Annotated in this window: 17 protein-coding genes; 9 read left to right on the top strand and 8 right to left on the bottom strand. The window is 49.2% G+C overall.

Annotation, left to right across the window (positions count from 1 at the left end):
- Window positions 1–130 precede the first annotated feature (130 nt).
- From DU000_RS02910 to DU000_RS02895, 4 genes are all read left to right on the top strand, one after another.
- Window positions 131–550: a hypothetical protein gene (locus tag DU000_RS02910; protein WP_147266950.1), complete on the top strand. Its 420-nt coding sequence runs from the start codon at window positions 131–133 to the stop codon at window positions 548–550.
- Between the two features lie 89 nt (window positions 551–639).
- Entirely contained in the window at window positions 640–1,533 is an 894-nt protein-coding gene (gene tsaB / locus DU000_RS02905; protein ID WP_114401820.1) for a tRNA (adenosine(37)-N6)-threonylcarbamoyltransferase complex dimerization subunit type 1 TsaB, read from the top strand.
- A complete protein-coding gene (gene rimI / locus DU000_RS02900) occupies window positions 1,530–2,024 on the top strand; it encodes a ribosomal protein S18-alanine N-acetyltransferase (RefSeq protein WP_114401819.1) in 495 nt (164 codons plus the stop codon). The genes tsaB and rimI overlap by 4 nt, the downstream gene beginning before the upstream one ends.
- A gap of 6 nt (window positions 2,025–2,030) precedes the next feature.
- Entirely contained in the window at window positions 2,031–2,795 is a 765-nt protein-coding gene (locus DU000_RS02895; protein ID WP_114401818.1) for a uracil-DNA glycosylase, read from the top strand.
- On the opposite strand, the gene lplT is transcribed toward DU000_RS02895, so the two are convergent.
- Complete coding sequence (gene lplT, locus DU000_RS02890) at window positions 2,796–4,124, bottom strand: lysophospholipid transporter LplT (RefSeq protein ID WP_114401817.1); 1,329 nt, start codon at window positions 4,122–4,124, stop codon at window positions 2,796–2,798. It abuts the gene before it with no gap.
- A 435-nt stretch (window positions 4,125–4,559) separates the two neighbouring features.
- Between lplT and glnA the strand changes: the two genes are divergently transcribed.
- The 4 genes from glnA (at window position 4,560) to ntrC (ending at window position 9,414) form a co-directional block, all read left to right on the top strand.
- Complete coding sequence (glnA, locus tag DU000_RS02885; RefSeq protein WP_114401816.1) at window positions 4,560–5,972, top strand: type I glutamate--ammonia ligase; 1,413 nt, start codon at window positions 4,560–4,562, stop codon at window positions 5,970–5,972.
- Between the two features lie 195 nt (window positions 5,973–6,167).
- The gene (locus tag DU000_RS02880) at window positions 6,168–6,701 is read left to right on the top strand and encodes a DUF4124 domain-containing protein (RefSeq protein WP_240001768.1); all 534 of its coding nucleotides are present in this window, start codon (window positions 6,168–6,170) and stop codon (window positions 6,699–6,701) included.
- A 6-nt stretch (window positions 6,702–6,707) separates the two neighbouring features.
- Window positions 6,708–7,835, top strand: a complete 1,128-nt coding sequence (glnL, locus tag DU000_RS02875; protein ID WP_114401814.1) for a nitrogen regulation protein NR(II) — start codon at window positions 6,708–6,710, stop codon at window positions 7,833–7,835.
- 109 nt (window positions 7,836–7,944) lie between these two features.
- Window positions 7,945–9,414: a nitrogen regulation protein NR(I) gene (gene ntrC / locus DU000_RS02870; protein WP_114402088.1), complete on the top strand. Its 1,470-nt coding sequence runs from the start codon at window positions 7,945–7,947 to the stop codon at window positions 9,412–9,414.
- A gap of 25 nt (window positions 9,415–9,439) precedes the next feature.
- Here the strand turns inward: ntrC and DU000_RS02865 are convergent, their stop codons facing one another.
- The 3 genes from DU000_RS02865 to DU000_RS02855 are packed head-to-tail and all read right to left on the bottom strand — an operon-like array spanning window position 9,440 to window position 11,407.
- Window positions 9,440–10,411: a sensor domain-containing diguanylate cyclase gene (locus DU000_RS02865; protein ID WP_240001767.1), complete on the bottom strand. Its 972-nt coding sequence runs from the start codon at window positions 10,409–10,411 to the stop codon at window positions 9,440–9,442.
- Between the two features lie 16 nt (window positions 10,412–10,427).
- The gene (locus DU000_RS02860) at window positions 10,428–11,042 is read right to left on the bottom strand and encodes a hypothetical protein (RefSeq protein WP_114401813.1); all 615 of its coding nucleotides are present in this window, start codon (window positions 11,040–11,042) and stop codon (window positions 10,428–10,430) included.
- Window positions 11,039–11,407: a response regulator gene (locus DU000_RS02855; RefSeq protein WP_114401812.1), complete on the bottom strand. Its 369-nt coding sequence runs from the start codon at window positions 11,405–11,407 to the stop codon at window positions 11,039–11,041. Before DU000_RS02855 ends, DU000_RS02860 begins: the two co-directional genes overlap by 4 nt.
- 258 nt (window positions 11,408–11,665) lie before the next feature.
- Between DU000_RS02855 and fnr the strand changes: the two genes are divergently transcribed.
- The gene (gene fnr / locus DU000_RS02850) at window positions 11,666–12,463 is read left to right on the top strand and encodes a fumarate/nitrate reduction transcriptional regulator Fnr (RefSeq protein WP_114401811.1); all 798 of its coding nucleotides are present in this window, start codon (window positions 11,666–11,668) and stop codon (window positions 12,461–12,463) included.
- 31 nt (window positions 12,464–12,494) lie between these two features.
- Here the strand turns inward: fnr and ccoS are convergent, their stop codons facing one another.
- Genes ccoS through hemN form a run of 4 tightly spaced genes read right to left on the bottom strand, consistent with a single transcriptional unit; the run spans window position 12,495 to window position 17,826 of the window.
- Window positions 12,495–12,653, bottom strand: coding sequence for a cbb3-type cytochrome oxidase assembly protein CcoS (gene ccoS, locus DU000_RS02845; RefSeq protein ID WP_114401810.1), 159 nt, complete (start codon window positions 12,651–12,653; stop codon window positions 12,495–12,497).
- Entirely contained in the window at window positions 12,653–15,409 is a 2,757-nt protein-coding gene (locus DU000_RS02840) for a heavy metal translocating P-type ATPase (RefSeq protein ID WP_114401809.1), read from the bottom strand. The genes ccoS and DU000_RS02840 overlap by 1 nt, the downstream gene beginning before the upstream one ends.
- Entirely contained in the window at window positions 15,400–16,332 is a 933-nt protein-coding gene (locus tag DU000_RS02835; RefSeq protein WP_114401808.1) for a sulfite exporter TauE/SafE family protein, read from the bottom strand. The genes DU000_RS02840 and DU000_RS02835 overlap by 10 nt, the downstream gene beginning before the upstream one ends.
- A gap of 42 nt (window positions 16,333–16,374) precedes the next feature.
- Window positions 16,375–17,826, bottom strand: coding sequence for an oxygen-independent coproporphyrinogen III oxidase (hemN, locus tag DU000_RS02830; RefSeq protein ID WP_240001766.1), 1,452 nt, complete (start codon window positions 17,824–17,826; stop codon window positions 16,375–16,377).
- Between the last annotated feature and the right edge of the window lie 27 nt (window positions 17,827–17,853).

The following is a 17,853-nucleotide window of genomic DNA, read 5'->3' as shown; positions in this document are numbered from 1 at the left end:
AGACAATCACTTTCTCCGGCGCTGGTGAAACAACTTAAGTATCGACAGAGTATGATTCATTAAATGTTATTTTATCGCTGTCTGCTCTGCTATGAAGCCAGTTTTTTCATCAACATGTTGGATTTCGTTTTTGGTTGGCGGCTGTCTGTTGCCAATCGAATGTTGCCTTGCTTCGGCGAATACAGAGCCTTTGCAGCGGCCTTATCCAGCGGCAGGCGTGCGGCATACTTTTCCTGAAACCCGTCTTGGTGCTGACCCAGTCTATGGCACGCCGCGTGCCTCCCGTTTACCCGCTCATTCGCCCAATTCTCGGATGATGGATGCGTATCGGCCCTCGGGTTTTACGGCGGAAGGGCGTAAAGGGTTTCGCCATCAGGAAATATCTGACTACGGGGCCAGTGTATTACCCCCTTTACCCAGTCGCCGACATTTATCGCCTGATGAGCGTCATGCTTTGCGGCAGTCGATCCGACAAGCGCACCAACGTCGTTTGGAGCGGCCAGCTCAACCCCCTGTGCAGGCCGTTATCGATACGCCTGAGCTGCGTTAAGTTTAGCTTGCTCGCAGCTCACAGTGGATAGCTGTCTGCATTCGACTAAATAATCGCGTTCCGCAAAGCGCATCCTTTACAATAGGGGCATGACCTTATCTTCTTTCTCCCTGCCTCCTCGTCGGGATTCACTTGATCTTGCTGCTATCCGCGTTTCCCGTGGTGATTTTGCGGGGCAGCGCTTGCTGGCCCTGGAAACATCAGGGGATTACTTGTCGGTGGCGGTTGCACATGGGGATCAACTCTTCAGTTATCACCAGCCTGCACCACAGGAGCACTCGGGGGCAATTTTGACAGTCATCCATGCCTTGCTTGAACAGGCTGAGCTTGCTCCCCACGCTCTGTCTTGCTTGGCAATAGGGCAGGGACCAGGCGCATTTACGGCATTAAGAATAGGGGTTGCTTGCACCCAAGCATTGGCCTGGGCATGGAACAAACCCTATTATGCGGTGTCCAGTTTGGCTATTCTTGCTGCTGAGATGGCGGCCGAGATTTCGGGTATCTCTGTAGCCTCTGCGTCTGCCGCCCAAGAGCCGGTTTATTTCATTCCGGTCTTTGATGCCAGAATGGGTGAACTCTATGCGGCAGTCTATCAAGAGGCCTCCTCGGGTACGAATGCTTTGCAATGCGTGGTAGCACCAAGCCTGATGTCGCCCGCTGATTTTCCATCATGGTTCTGTCAGTACATTCACCCTGGAGCCGTTCTCTATTTTTCTGGATCAGGTGTTGCTAAACTCGACAGTCAGCTGTCTGAACTGCAAACGCACTTTCCAACCATGCACATATTAGCTTCAGCTTTGCAGCCAAGCGCAAGGCAACTCGTGCAGTTAGCAGTAATGGCGCAGGGGAGCTGGCAGCATGATCCGGCAAAGCTAGAACCTCTTTATGTGCGCAATAAAGTCGCTCAAACCGTTGCAGAGCGTGCGGCTAAGGGGAATCCTGAGTATCTGGGCAGGCCAGATTTGCGGCAGTCTCAGTCATGAGAGGCTTTGTCAATACGCTAGCGGCGACATCATTAACCGCCCGACCTATGCGAGTAGAAGACTTGGAATCTATTTTGCCTGTGGAGCAAGTGTTATATCGATTTCCATGGACGCGGGGTAATTTCATGGATTCACTTGCGGCGGGTTACCAGGGATGGATGCTATTTAAGCAAGAATACTTGATCGGCTATGCTATGGTTATGATCAGCTTGGATGAATATCATTTACTGAATTTCAGTATTGTCCCGGCAGTGCATCGTCAAGGGTATGGCCGCCAGTTTTTGGGATATTTGCTGGATTGGGCTAAATCAACACAGGCGAGTCGCATGTTGCTCGAGGTTCGTCCTAGTAATCTTGCGGCGCTTGCCCTATATACCTCGATGGGATTCAGTGCGGTGGGGCGTCGCAAAGGATATTACCCAGCTGGCCTCGACGCTAGCGGCCTTGCGCAGCGCGAAGATGCGATTGTCATGGCCCATTCTTTTTGTTGATTCGGTATGGTTGATATTTCCTCTCTCTCCAGCCGTCAGGCTCTGTTAAATACTTTGGGGCCTACTTGGCGCTTAAAAACTCAGACAGCGGTCCAGCCTGAAGCTGCCCTAGCGGTTGAGCCTTCTCTGGGGAATATTGAACACAGCGGCTGCACGTCAGTGCAGGCATTATCTGCGCCTTCGATGACCTTACCCGTGTTGACTGAGACTGTTAAAGCTTGCCGCTTATGTGGTTTATGTCAGACCCGAACGCAAACGGTGTTCAGTGCGGGCTACGAACAAGCCGCATGGATGTTGATTGGTGAAGCCCCGGGTGCCGAAGAAGATCAACAGGGCCAGCCGTTTGTGGGCCAAGCTGGCAAGTTATTAGATAACTTGCTGTTCAGCATCGGCTTGAGTCGGCACGCAACGACACCCAGTGAGGCCGTTTATATTGCCAATGTCTTGAAGTGTCGGCCCCCGAATAATCGTAATCCAGCGCCCGAAGAAATTGCGGCGTGTCAGCCTTATCTGACACAGCAAATTGAGCAGGTGCAACCCAAAATATTAATTTTACTAGGGCGCTATGCAGCACAAACAATTTTAAATACAGACTCGGCGATAGGGGCGTTACGTGGACGGGTGCATCATTATTCAACCCAAGGAGGACAAACGATCCCCACGATAGTGACCTACCATCCAGCTTATCTGCTGCGCGCGCTGGGAGAAAAAGGGAAAACTTGGGCCGATTTACAATTGGCTCGGCGCACCTACCAGCAACATGTGCGTTAGTTAATGTTTGTGTTCGCCGATTAAGGCTGTTGCATCAAAGGCGCGCTGGTTGGCTTGGTGCCAGCGGATAACCAAATACATATTCACCGCCACAAAAACACCAAAACTGATAATAACAATATCGACACCGATATCTACTTTCAAAAGTAGGGCATAAAGCCCAAGCATACTCAGCACACTAAGGTTTTCATTAAAATTTTGCACAGCAATCGAGTGGCCTGCACTCATCAGGATATGTCCTCGGTGTTGCAAAAGAGCGTTCATGGGGACAACAAAAAAACCAGCAAACCCGCCGATAATCATTAGGAGAATACCTGCCACCGCGAGATATAAAGGCAAACTTAAAGCATGCCCAAACAGGTTGAAGGAAATATAGTGCCCAACAAAGAAAGTGTCATCGTAGAACCCGAGTCCCGCAGATAAAACCCCCATAGCAACACCCATCGGCAGAACGGATAGTGAGCGTTTTAATGGAATCCGTGATGCCGCACTGATAGCGCCTACCGCGATACCGACTGCCACGATACCTTGCAAATAAGTGCTTTGATAAAGCGGTAAGTGCAATGACTCTGACGCCCAATCTAAGACAATGAACTGGAGTGTGGCGCCAGCACCCCAAAAGAGCGTGGTGACCGCCAATGAAATCTGGCCAAGCTTATCCTTCCAGAGTGTTTGGCAACAGTGGCTAAATTCCACCAATAGTTTCAGTGGGTGTCGCTCTTGGTGCGGATAGCGCGCCCCGGTATCCGGGATGTGCAGGTTGCAAAATGCGGCCAGCAAATAAATGATGGCAATAATGACAATCGCTGATTCTGCGGGGCTATCAATACCCGTTTGCACGAACGGTAAATCTAAGCCAAGCAAGGTAGCAGATAGTTTGGGGCTAATCAGTAACCCCCCCACGAGGGTCCCCAGAATAATCGAACCCACTGTCAACCCTTCAATCCAACCGTTCGCTGCAACCAGCTTTTCTGCCGGGAGTAATTCAGTCAAAATGCCATATTTGGCTGGGGAGTAGGCGGCGGCACCAAATCCTACGACGGCATAGGAAAGAAGGGGATGCACACCAAAAAACATCATGCTGCAGCCCACAATTTTGATGCTATTTGTAATCAGCATGACTCGGCCTTTTGGCATTGAATCCGCAAAGGCACCGACGAAGGCCGCTAAAACCACATAGGAAATAACAAAAAAGAGCTTGAGCAGGGGGCTCATCCAGGCTGGGCTATTGAGTTCTGCCAGCAGCGCAATCGCCGCAATAAGTAAGGCATTGTCGGCCAACGACGAAAAAAATTGCGCGGCCATGATGGTATAAAAACCCGGCTTCATAGTCTCCACTTCTACCCTGTGTGAGGGATTTCTACCTGTATTGGGCAGATTTAAGTTGTTTGGCTTTATATCATGATTCTGTGTCCTATCCTGGCCAAGCAGGATGAATTCCCCATGCCCGCAAATGGGGATAGATTCATTTTGGTGCAAATTAAATCCCTTTTTTGGTGCGCAAGCTGGTAGTTCGAGCACAATTCCGTTGCTGTTCGGCGCAGATCCCCTCTGAGGGGGCATCAAATTGGGCGGCCGCCCCTCCGCTTTTGTGGCACAAAAAGTGCTAATGGGGTACTTGGTGTGCTGAACAGTCAGCTTTCTGCATCATGCGGGATTGTACTGATGCGAGGTGGATGTAATTAGGCACGAATCGGACATACAATGCTGCAGGCAGCACTGTTCCGACTGTAAAGATTTTTTAGACCCAACCAGGAGATAGGCATGGCAACAGCCAACGACGTACTAAAGCTGATGACTGATAACGATGTGAAATTCGTTGATTTGCGTTTTACTGATTTCAAAGGCAAAGAGCAGCATGTCTCTGTACCCAGCAAAATGTTTGATGCGGATAAATTTGACTCAGGTCATGCCTTCGATGGTTCTTCGATTGCAGGATGGAAAGGGATTGAAGCATCTGACATGCTATTGTTTCCTGATGCCGATACGGCTCGCCTCGATCCATTCCGCGAAGAGTCAACCATGATCATCACCTGTGATGTGATTGAGCCGTCAAGCGGTAAAGGTTACGATCGTGACCCCCGCTCAACCGCGAAACGTGCTGAAGCGTATCTGAAATCGACTGGCATTGGTGATACCGTCTATTTTGGCCCAGAACCCGAATTTTTCATTTTTGATGGTGTTGTCTGGGGTGACGACATGTCGGGCAGTTTTGTAAAAATCAAATCTGAAGAGGCCCCTTGGTCAACCGGTATCGACTACGAAGGTGGTAATCTGGCTCATCGGCCTGCAAAAAAGGGCGGTTACTTCCCCGTTCCGCCGACCGATTCTTTCCAGGATATGCGCTCGGAGATGTGCTTGCTGCTGGAGCAACAGGGGGTTCCTGTTGAGGTTCATCACCATGAAGTTGCTGCACCTGGGCAGTGTGAAATTGGAACTGTCTTTAGCACCTTAACAAAGCGCGCAGATTGGACTCAGATCCTGAAATATACGGTTTGGAATGTTGCTGCCGCTTACGGTAAAACAGCCACCTTTATGCCGAAACCAGTGGTGGGAGATAATGGTTCAGGGATGCATTGCCACCAATCGATTTGGAAAGATGGGAAGAACTTATTTGCAGGCAATGGCTATGCTGGATTGTCAGATTTTGCGCTGTATTACATCGGCGGGATTATCAAGCATGCGCGCGCCCTGAATGCGATTACTAACCCAGGGACCAATTCTTACAAACGCTTGGTTCCAGGCTTTGAAGCCCCGGTTAAATTGGCTTACTCAGCGCGCAACCGTTCCGCTTCTATTCGTATTCCTTATGTCGCTAGCGACAAAGGGCGTCGAATTGAAGTACGCTTCCCAGATCCATTAGCGAATCCTTATCTTGCCTTTGCCGCCATGATGATGGCTGGTTTAGATGGGGTACAAAATAAAATTCACCCTGGCGATGCAGCCGATAAAAACCTTTATGACTTGCCACCGGAAGAGGATGCAAAAATCCCAACCGTATGCTCATCTCTAGATCAAGCGTTAGAAGCTTTGGACAAAGACCGTGAGTTCTTGACACGGGGTGGGGTATTTAGTAACGACATGATCGATGCTTATATTGCCCTGAAGATGGAAGAAGTAACCCGTTTCCGTATGACGACGCATCCTATCGAATTCGATATGTACTATGGCTCGTAATCAATGGCGATTGGTTAAATAGCAAGTAACAAGGGGCGGCTTGACCGCCCCTTGTGATTTATACGGCACTAATGTTGGATTTAAGCTGTCAAATAGTCACTTAAAATCCGCAGTTTGGCGGGCGACTTGTCAATCCCCCTCTCTGCCCATACACTGCGGTTGGGTAGTTACATTGATTTCTTTTGATTGCTTCAGATGAATACTGTTATGTTTCAGCGCTGTTGGTTTCTTTTGGCTCTTTGCCTGTTCAGTTCATGGGCTCATGCTCAGAATGAAATTTTTCTCTGTGTTGATGAGCAGGGCAATCGCACCTATCAAAATGTCGGTACGGGAAAAGGTTGTCGAAAATTGGAATTGCAGCCACTGAACACGGTGCCTGCCTCTAAACCCAATAATCCTGGTAATACGGGCGCAAATGTCGGGAATCCTGGGCAGCGTGGGGTAACGACAGGAGGGGGTAGCAGTAATTTCCCGCGTGTCGATACCAGTTCCCAGCGTGTGCGTGATGAAGAGCGTCGTCGAATTTTGCAAGAAGAGTTAAAAAGCGAAGAACAAAAACTCGGTGACCTACGTAAAGAGTTTAATAATGGTGAGCCGGAACGTCGTGGCGATGAACGAAACTATCAAAAATACCTAGATCGAGTGCAAAAAATTCGTGAGGATATTGCGCGGAGTGAAGCAAATATTGAAGGGTTGAAGCGCGAATTGCGTAATATACCGCCAAATTAATCTCGCATGGCCTCGTTTATATCGTCTAAAAACTGGGCTTTAGGTAAGCGTCGGATCGCAAAAAAATGGCGTGAAGCCAGTCCATTTTGGGATTGGCTAACCACTGGCGTCGTTATTCTCAACCAGCGCGGGGAGGTTGACTACGCCAATACTACGGCGCAAGATCTCCTTGAATTGTCGGTATTGCAGCTCGGTGAGAAACCGTTTGTACAGCACTTTATTTCGGAAGAACAATTAACCAAAGTTCTGGCAGAAGTCCGGCAGGAGAGCTATGCGATCCATCGTTTGCTGTTTAACCTGCAGAAAATTGGGCGCCCGGAGCCTCTTCCTACGCTGCTCACAGTTTCTTCTATTCTTGAAACTGACAGCGTGCTATTGGAGTTTGTCACAGCAGAGCAGCAGTTACGTCTGGATCGTGAAGAACGAACGCTTGAACAAAGCCAGGCCAATAAAGAATTGATACGTAATTTAGCGCATGAAATCAAAAATCCTCTGGGAGGAATTCGTGGCGCAGCACAGCTCCTAGAGAGTGAGCTGACTAACCCAGAGCTTACTGAATACACCCAGGTCATTATCAAAGAGTCTGCAAGGTTGCAGAGCTTGGTAGATCGTTTATTGGCACCGCATCGAAAACCAAGAATTATTGGGGATGTCAATATTCATGAAATCTGTGAAAGGGTGCGCAGTGTATTGTTAGCACAGTACCCAAAACAAATTCATATTATTCGTGATTACGATATCAGTATTCCTGAGTTTCGCGGTGATAACGAGCAGCTCATTCAAGCATTGTTGAATGTTGCCCAGAATGCGGCTCAAGTATTGGCGGACTTCAGTCCTCAAGCCTTGCCAGGCTATCAAGCCACTATTACTTTTCGCACGCGGATTGCGCGCCAAATTACGATTGCGCGCCATCGCTATAAGCTGGCATTGGAATTGCATATCATTGATAACGGCCCGGGTATCCCTGTTGACCTGATCGATAAAATTTTCTTGCCATTGGTATCAGGACGCGAAGGTGGTAGTGGGCTTGGTTTGACACTAACACAAACATTCATTCAGCAACATGATGGGATGATTGAGTGTGTCAGTGAGCCGGGCTATACCGACTTCAAAATTTTGATTCCCTTACCATAGTCGATCATGCGTGATGATGGCAAGGCTGAGCTCGACAGTATGGCTGATACACAGTGAGCGGTAGCGTTAAAACGCTGTCGCGTTTTGGGGCTACAGTTGGATGGAAAAAATGAATAAATCCGTTTGGATAGTCGATGATGATGATTCAATTCGCTGGGTGTTGCAGCGAGCTTTAACCCGCGAAAACATCCCTGTAGAGGTGTTTAGTAGTGCGTATGCGGTATTAGAGGCATTACAAGAGTTGCCCCCCCCACAAGTGCTGGTTTCTGATATCAGAATGCCCGGAACCAGCGGTTTGCATCTGCTTGAAAAAGTAAAACAGGCTCTGCCCAATGTACCCGTGATCATTATGACGGCGTATTCTGATCTGGATAGCGCAGTGGCTGCTTTTCAAGGGGGCGCTTTTGAATATTTGGCTAAACCGTTTGATATCGAGCCTGCTGTTGATCTGATCCGCCGTGCTATTCAAGAAAGTTTGCGCAGTGATGAGGAAACCGAACAGTTAGACGATGTGCCGGAAATTTTAGGGCAAGCCCCCGCGATGCAGGATGTTTTCAGGGCAATAGGTAAACTAAGTCAATCGAATGTTACCGTCTTAATCACGGGTGAATCAGGCTCGGGGAAAGAATTGGTCGCACGTGCCTTGCACAAGCACAGCCCACGAACACATGCGCCATTTGTTGCAATCAACACTGCCGCCATACCCAGAGACCTTTTAGAGTCCGAACTGTTTGGCCATGAACGGGGTGCCTTTACCGGGGCGCAGGCAATGCGACGTGGACGCTTTGAACAGGCGGAAGGGGGAACCCTCTTTCTCGATGAAATTGGTGATATGCCGGCAGAGTTACAGACTCGCCTGTTGCGCGTTCTTTCGGATGGTCAATACTATCGTGTCGGTGGACATCAGCCCATGCGGGCCAATGTGCGTGTGATTGCAGCGACACATCAAAATCTTGAAGAGCGCGTTAAGCAGGGCTTGTTTCGAGAAGATCTCTTTCATCGCCTGAATGTGATTCGTTTGCGCCTGCCTCCCTTACGTGAGCGTGCCGAAGATATTCCGCTATTAACACGGTTCTTTTTGCAAAAAAGTGCAAAAGAATTGGGTGTCGAGTCTAAACGTATCAGTGATACTGCAACAGAGGTATTGATGCGTTTCCCCTTTCCGGGAAATGTACGTCAACTTGAAAATGTTTGTCATTGGCTGACTGTCATGGCACCTAGCCAAACAGTAGAAATTAAAGATCTTCCTGAAGAGCTGCGTGATCAGCTCAATGCCTCAATTAATCAACGACCAACGACAGGGAAGTCATCGGCACCCTTTGGGGAGAACCGTTCTGCTGAAGAAACGGTATCGGGACCAGAAAATTGGCTTAACTTATTGGCACGCCAAGTTAGCGAATCTCTCAAAGAGGGAGATCCTGAAATCATGGACAAGTTAACTCGAGAGTTTGAAAAAGTCTTGATTTTAGAGGCGCTTCGTTTCACCCATGGCCGTAAATTGGATGCCGCTCTACGTTTGGGTATCGGTAGAAATACGATCACTCGCAAAATTCAAGAATTGAATCTCAACCCGTCTTAGGCTGGAGAGTACGCTGCCAAAGGGCCTAGGGAGCGGCTGCGCCGGAAGAGGGCAGACCGTAGACGCGAACCTGGTTACGCCCATTATGCTTGGCCTCGTAGAGTGCCTCATCGGCTGCCTGTAACCAGGCTTCATGGTTATTAAACTGTCCGTTAACAGAGCACAAGCCTATGCTGGTGCTAACTTTGATCGGTGTTTCACCAAACATAACAGGCTCGGCTTGGATCGCAAGACGGATTCGCTCTGCTAGCGTCATTGCCCCAGCTTGATCAGTATCGGGCAAAATCAATGTGAATTCTTCACCGCCATAACGACCAAAGACATCGTGGGCTCGAATCAATGATTTGACGCGGCTGGCTACAGTTTTTAGTACCTCATCCCCACCTACGTGACCATAGGTATCATTAATTTTCTTGAAATGATCTAAGTCAAACATCAACATCGTGAGGGGTTGAGGGCTTCTTTGTACCCGCGCAAATTCGCTGGCAAGGCGTTGCTGCAGATAGCGGCGGTTATACACTTGGGTCAAGCCATCCGTGATGCTGCTGATTTCCAGTTTTTCGAGTGCTTCGGTTAGTTGACGCTGATAGATTGCAACATCTGTTACATCGAACAAGGTGACACAAATATGCTCGATTTCATTTGTGTCAGTATTTTTGAGTGGCATAAATACGCAGTTTTGCTGCATGTAATCCACGCCGCCAGTAATCGGACGATTATGCGAGAAAGGGAAAAGCCAGGGTCGCTGTTCCCATGAGGTAAATGCAAAATTTTTTAGAACGAGAACACTACGTAATTTTTTTTCTAACCAGATTTTTGGCAAATCAGGGAAAGCGTCAAATAAATTCTTACCTAAGACCTCTGGCGCGGACTTACCGCTGCGCGACGCCATGTAGTTGTTCCACAGCACCACTTGCATGTTTTTATCTAAAACAAAAATGCCCGCTTCGAAATTATCGACAATGGCGGGCAAGAAATGTTGTGGGTCAGTCGTCACTGAGCAATCCTATTTATCAGAAAGACTCCATGAAAGCATCGATAGACTCGCGTAGTTTTTCGATGGACGATTCAGGCATCAATTGAGTTAAATGACAGGTAAAGTTGCGCGCTTCAAGAGCAAAATTGACTTCAATTAGAACTGCGTATTTCCAGGTCAATTGATCCAGTTTCATCAAATCATTGACAGGTACGCCTTTAGCCATGATCGACGGGGCCGAGAAACTGATATCAACCCCTAAAATCTGGGCGACACCAGATTGAAAGGAGCCAATCAAGACATTCGCGACATCAAGCAATAGCTCGCGTTCAACAGATTCCTCAAGCTTGCCATCATAGCCCCATAAATCGGCTAGATCTTGATAGCCTTGTTCGTTAAAAATGGCAATTGATTCACCGCGCATGGGACCGCTAAAGGCTTGCCGAACGGCTGCCACCATTTTGCCGTCACCCACCATGCGGGTCATCGACTCATTAATAAGATCCGCCTCAACAATATTGATACGAGGAATAGAGAGTTGTACAAAAACACCCAAGAGTTCAGCCAGCGATTTACCTGCCTGTCCCATGGCAATATTGTTGACTTCTTGCAGCGCATCACGCTGATCTTGGTTAAGCAAGTCGGCGCTCATAGTTCGACCCCATATTGTTTTAATACCGCTTCCACTTCTTGGGGATTAACGGGTTTTTTCAAAAAAGCTATAGCGCCTAAGGATAACACTCTTTCTTGTGCCATTGGCTGGATGTCAGCGGAGACAACGATAACAAATGTATTTAAGTCTTCTTTACGCATCTGCTCAAGGGCCTGATAGCCATCCATTTCTGGCATTTGTAAATCCAGAAACATCACTTCCGCTTTGCCGGCCCGGTAAGCGTCGAGCGCTTCAATCCCATTTGCTGCTTGGGTAATTTCGACATCCCAGGTGGAAGGTAATGCTTTAATCAGCATTTTCCTGGCCATCGCAGAATCGTCAACAACTGTGATAGGTGTTGTCATCGTAGCCCTGTCATTCTCTAAATATTTAACGCTAGCCTATAGCAAAAAGCCGTGCTTTTCATACTCTGCCTGACGTTCTGCCGGTCATGTGGCATGTAACGAGGAAAAATTACGACACTTTTTCATGTGACCTGCTGAATCCGAACAGCAGCTCCTTTTTCTTCGAGACATCTTGTTTTACCGTTTGCAGCGGTAGTTTAGTAAAACAAGCTCCACGGGATATACTATCGGCAGGTTTGTTAAGCTCTTGAGTGCAAAATGACACTGCCACAAGTTTCATCGATTAGCCCCATTTCTGGGCCAAAACAGTCGGCTATTCCAGCCTCCCTGCACCAAATTAAGACACATTGTGCCACGTGTTCAATGCATGATCTTTGCCTGCCAGTCGGTCTGTCAGAAGCGGATATCAGTCGTTTGGACGACATTATCCGTCGCCGTCGTCGAATTAAACGGGGCGAAACGCTCTATCGCATGGGGGAAAAGTTTCAATATCTCTATGCCATTCGCTTTGGCCATTTCAAAGCGATTCAGGTAGAGAGTTCAGGGGCAGAGCAAATCACCGGCTTTCAAATGTCAGGCGAATTGCTAGGCCTGGACGGGATTGCCACCGACATTCATCAATGTGATGCCATCGCTCTTGAGGATAGCGAAGTGTGTGAAGTTCCGTTTGTGCAACTCGAAGACCTCTTTCGCGAGATTCCTGGCTTACAGCGGCACTTCCATCGAATGATGAGCCGCGAAATCACCCGTGAACAAGGCGTGATGTTGCTGCTGGGCAGTATGCGAGCAGAACAACGCTTGGCTGCTTTTTTATTGAATTTATCGGGTCGCTACGCGGCACGTGGGTACTCAGCAAATCGTTTTCAGTTGCGGATGACGCGGGAAGAAATCGGTAATTATTTGGGACTGACTGTCGAAAGTATCAGCCGCTTGCTAACGAAATTTAGGCAACAAGATTGGTTAAAAGTAGAGCAGCGAGAACTGGAAATCGTAAACCATGATGAGTTAAAAAAGCTCATTTCTGGCACCCCAGATGAGGACTGCAGTAATGCCTGACCCTCGATTTTTGCACACGAACAATCTCAATTTAGTGAGAAGAAGGGCGGTCGTCGTCTTGTATCACCCGTTCTGCTGGGCCGCGTAAATCATCAAATTGACCACTATCAGTCATTTTAAAAAATAACCAAATCGCGATGCCGACAATGAGCAGGCTGATCGGAATCAAAATAGCTAGGGTCTCTGTCATTAATGGCTAGGTAATTTTGTGACGCGGCGCGCATTTAGCACCACAAACAACGAACTGAGTGCCATTCCTAGGCTGGCTTGCCAGGCACTGAGCCAACCACAAGCGGCGGCTGGAATCGCTATGCCATTGTATAGCAAAGCCCAATACAGATTTTGGCGCATCACGGCGTGCGCCTGGCGTGCAACTCGAAGCACTTCACGCACGGGCGATAAACCAGGAAATTGACAGACGATATCGGCATTTAACTGGGCCAATGCCGCGCCATTCGCCATGGCAATGGAGACATCCGCTTGCGCTAATACCGGTGCGTCATTCAGCCCATCGCCCAGCATCGCAACAATTTGACCCTGCTGTTGATGTTGGCTCACCCAATGACGCTTGGTTTCCGGGCTGCAGTTGGCTATCCAGCGTTCAATCCCAGTCTTATTGGCCAAATCCCTGACTGCTGCTGTGCGGTCCCCAGACAATAAGGCGACATTCAGGTTACGATCATGTAAATACTCAACGAAATCCAGTGCCTCAGAGCGAGGCTGATCCGTCAAGATAAAATGTGCGACAGGCTCCCAAGAGGTCTCTGTCTGGCGACTCAGTATCAAATTCAGGCTAGTCGATTCTTCCGGTGGGGCATCTGAAGCTTTCACGTTCCACAACAGGCTGGAGTAGGCGGTGAGATCGCTTTGGTCCTGATGAGGCAAGGAAAAATTGGCTACCCCCAGTCGATAGACCCGGCCTTCATATATCCCTTCTAGACCCGTGTCATGTTGTCCTCTGCTGCCTGTGATGCTCAGTTGCTTGACCTGGCTGGCGGCGCTGGTTGTTGTAGTAATAACAGTATGCCGGTGGAAGGCTTGCGCGATCGGGTGCAGACTATGCTGCTCAAGGGCACAGGCAATCTGCAATACGGCCTCAGTGCTGTAGCCGTTTGCCGCTTGAATCTGGTTAATACTGAGGTGGCCGGTAGTGAGCGTACCGGTTTTATCAACAACCAGCGTATTAATTTGGGCCAATTTTTGCAGGGCTTGTGGGCGTATAACCAAGACTCCATGGCGCATCAGTTGACTGAGTGCGCAGGCCTGCACAGTGGGCACGGCCAGCGACAGTGCGCAGGGACAGGAAACGACCAACACCATGATGGCAATAGTGATTGCTTGATCTGCCCCCTCAAACCACCACCAAACGCTCCCGCAGAGAAGTGCAAACAAGAGCAATGAAACAGTAAAGTATCGTGCAATGCGTTCACTGAAAAGCGCCAGCATGGGCTTATTCAGAGCGGCGCGTTCTGCTGCTGCTGCCAATTGTGCCAGCATGGAGCGTTGTGGTACGGCGCTAATGACAACTTCAACCGTTTGCGTGATGTTGACACTACCTGCAACGACTGCGTCACCAATCTGCTTATCAATCGGTAGGCTTTCACCCGTCAAAACAGCTAAATTGAAGCTTGATGGCCCAGTCAATAAATGGCCATCGGCGGGGATTGTGTCTCCTGCCTTGATCAGAATACGATCTCCGACATTCAGGGCTGAGGTCGAGACCGATTGCCATTGCCCTTGTTGGAGACCTGGCTGAGTCACGGCATCTGCCTGCCAACGTAGGCAGGAGGAGGGCAAGACGGTTTGTAATTTATCGAGCTCTGCAGCCGCCTGCTGGCGCATCTGCGATTCAATATGCCGAGCCAGAAGTAGAAAAAAAACAAACATGGTGACAGCATCAAAATAAACTTCGCCGGCACCTTGATCCTGCCATAGCTTAAAACAACTCCCGAAAAACGCGGCAGCGATGCCGATTGCAACCGGGACATCCATACTCAGTTGACGATGCTTGAAATCACGCCATGCCTGGGTAAAAAAGGGGGCTGCACTATAGGCAACAACGGGTAATGTGAGTATCAAACTTGCCCATTGCATCAGCCAATTTGCGCTTTGATCTAATGTCGTTGTGTCGGCTATGTACGCCGGGTAGGCATACATCATGACTTGCATCATGCCCATAGCGGCAACAAAGAGTCGTTTCAGGCGCTTGCGGCTATCCGCTTTGGCCTGTGCCGCCCGAATCAGTGGATCGAACGGTCTGGCTTGGTAACCCAAGCGATCTAAGGTTGATAAAATAGGGGATAAGCGGCATGCATCGGGTTCCCAAATTAAATGCAAGCGCTCGTTGCTGTAATTGACTTCTGCCCGCAATACCCCTGGTATGAGGAGCAGTTGTTGCTCAATCAACCAAAGACAGGCGCCGCAGCGTAATCCAGTAATAACAAAATAGGCTTCCAGTGCCATTTTATTAGTGCCAGCAAGCGCATACGGGGTCGCGAAATGTGCCTGAGTGGCTGGGGAATCATACAAACTCCACGTGTCATCCATCGCGGTTGAGACCGCCTCAGGCAATGCAGGAAACCAAAGATTCTGTGCCTCCGCCACAAGCCCGGGTAAAGGCGTCAACTCGCTCGATAATCCTAATGCATGGCGCTGTCGATAATAATCACCCAGTCCGCTGCGCAAAATGGTATTTGCCGCTGCTTGGCAACCGGCGCAACAGAGTATTGGCGGCGAGGGTGGTGCGCCATTCTGAGAGGGCGGCATCAATTTTTCAGCGATGGCCTGAGCGGTTTCGTCCAGATAAAAAACTGGGGTGTCGAGTACCTCTTGTCCGCAATGGAAACAATAACCTAAATAACCTGCTTTGCTTGTCATAGACGTCTGTGCATGAGCGGGATCATTAACGAGCGGCACACCAGAGGTGATCAACTTTTCTAGGAACATAAGCTGGCCAAACCAGGGATATGAGCAAACGGATGAATTTTAAAAATACCGAGCAGACCAAAGACTAAAATTATTAATCCGGCAATTTTGTGGCTCCTGGGATCACGTAGCATCCTGATAAACCCCGCGGCCAGCCGCTGATAATTTATCCAAACAATATCCTTCTGTTCGCGTTGATGCCTCTTGAGGCTAGACGCAGATTCTACCTCTGGCATAGCCGATCGGGCTGGCCATGCCTGAGACATCGCCATACCCAATGCAAATAGGGCTGGTAAGGTTCCTAGGCCAAAGGCGAGCATGACGGCGCCACCTCGCCAGGCACTCCCGCTGGCTAGGGCGCTAAAGAGCATGGAGTAAACTAATCCGCAAGGTAACCAGCCCCACAGCATGCCTGCGATAAAGATCCGTGGCTTGCTATCGAGCGGTAAGCATTGTTGTGTATAAGGTTGAATCAGAGGCCAGATACGAGTGCCGATTTTTTCTAAAATTAAGACCCCTTGCCACCACCGTAGTAAATATAATCCCATTGCAATTAGCAGCAAATTAGCGAGGGTGGCGAGCCATTGTTGAATGGGCAGCAACCAGCCCACTGCCACCGAAAGACTACCTAGTCCGCCGATCAATATCCCGGTCAAGGTGTATGTCGTGAGCCGTCCCACGTTGTAGGCCAAGCTGAATTGGGTGGCGCTAAGACATGATTTATCTGTAGCGGGTTGTCTCGTTACGCCAATTTGGGCTACCGGACTATTCAGTAAAACGGGAGAAATATTGATTTGCTGATGACTAGGCCGGGGAGGGCGGCGTTGTGCAGCGAGGGCACTCACAATGCCGCCGCACATCCCAAGGCAGTGAACGCTACTTAACAGTCCCATGGTAAACAGGCTCAAAAGCTGTGCAATAAAGGTCGGGAGATCAGCAGACATCGTCGAGATAACGTATGGGGATGAATATACGCAATGGGTTCATCACACGGTTTGGGAATATTGCGCTAGCGTCGGCTGGCCTTGCCGCAAGTAAGCATCAAATACCATGGCCACATTTCTAACGACTAGACGCCCCTTTGGGGTGACACTTAACCAATCCCCCTCATGTTGAATTAACCCATCTGCGATAAACGGTTTCAAGGCAATTAATTCGCTTTGAAAATACGCGTCAAAATCGATCGGGTAAATTTCTTCGACGGCGCTTTTGCACAATTCAAAGTGACACATTAAACTCTGAATGACAGTGCGCCGGATCCGGTCATCCATGGTCATGTGCAAACCACGCTGAATGGGTAGCTGTTTGTTATCCAAGAGCGCATAATAAGTCTCTAGGTCGCGGGCATTTTGGAGATAGCTGCGTCCCATTGCGCCAATCGCAGATACCCCGATGCCAATTAAATCCGCTTGCGCATGCGTGGAGTAGCCCTGGAAATTGCGATGTAATCGACCTTGCCGTTGCGCAATCGCAAGCTCATCTGTTGGCAAGGCAAAATGATCCATTCCAATGTAGGCATACCCCGCAGCAGCAAGTTGCTCAATCGCTAATTGCAAAATCAATAATTTTTCTGCTGAGCTTGGTAACGCCAGTTCATCAATACGGCGTTGTGGTTTAAAGCGGCTGGGCAGGTGGGCGTAGTGGTAGAGCGCGATGCGGCTGGGCCGAGCGGCGATAATGGTATCGATGGTTTGCCGGAAGCTGCTAACAGACTGATGCGGTAAACCATAAATCAAATCAATCGAGGTCGATCTGAAGCCTAGGCGCTGTACCATGCCCATGACATCTAAAGTCTGCGCAATCGGTTGAATGCGATTAATGGCCTGCTGTACCTTGGGGTCAATATCTTGTACCCCCAAGCTGACTCGATTAAAACCCATACTGCGTAGGGCGCTCAGAGTACTAGCATTCACCGTTCGGGGGTCGATTTCGATGCTGTATTCACCGAGTTCATCACTGGCAAACTGAAACGATTCGCGCAGAGATTGCATCAGGCGATGCAACTGAGCGGGTTCCAGGTAGGTTGGAGTTCCCCCACCCCAGTGCAACTGGCTGACGATGTCTTGGCCGTCATAGTGACGCGCATGCAGTGCAATCTCTTGTTCTAGGTAATTCAAATAATGATTGGCTTTACGACGATCTTTTGTGACTACTTTGTTACAGGCACAGTAATAGCAAACACTCTCACAAAAAGGGATATGAATATAAAGCGATAGCGGCGCCCGCAGGCCACGTTCACGTCTTTCGCGTGTTGCCAAAATATAATCTTTTTCCGTGAAATCAGAGGCAAATCGGTCTGCGGTTGGGTAGGAGGTATAACGGGGGCCGTTGGTACTCAAGCGCTGTAGGGTGGCGAGATCAAAGTCTACCGCGAGGCTAGGTGATCCAACGGCAATTAGGGTGGGGGTCATAATGGCGATACCATCCAAAAGTCTCATGAGGATAGCGCCAATGTAGTCAAAAAA

Source organism: Parvibium lacunae, assembly GCF_003335215.1.
Taxonomy (GTDB): Bacteria; Pseudomonadota; Gammaproteobacteria; order Burkholderiales; family Burkholderiaceae_D; genus Parvibium; species Parvibium lacunae.
The sequence above is the reverse complement of the archived record's forward strand: the minus strand, read 5'-3'. Positions and strand labels throughout refer to the sequence as shown.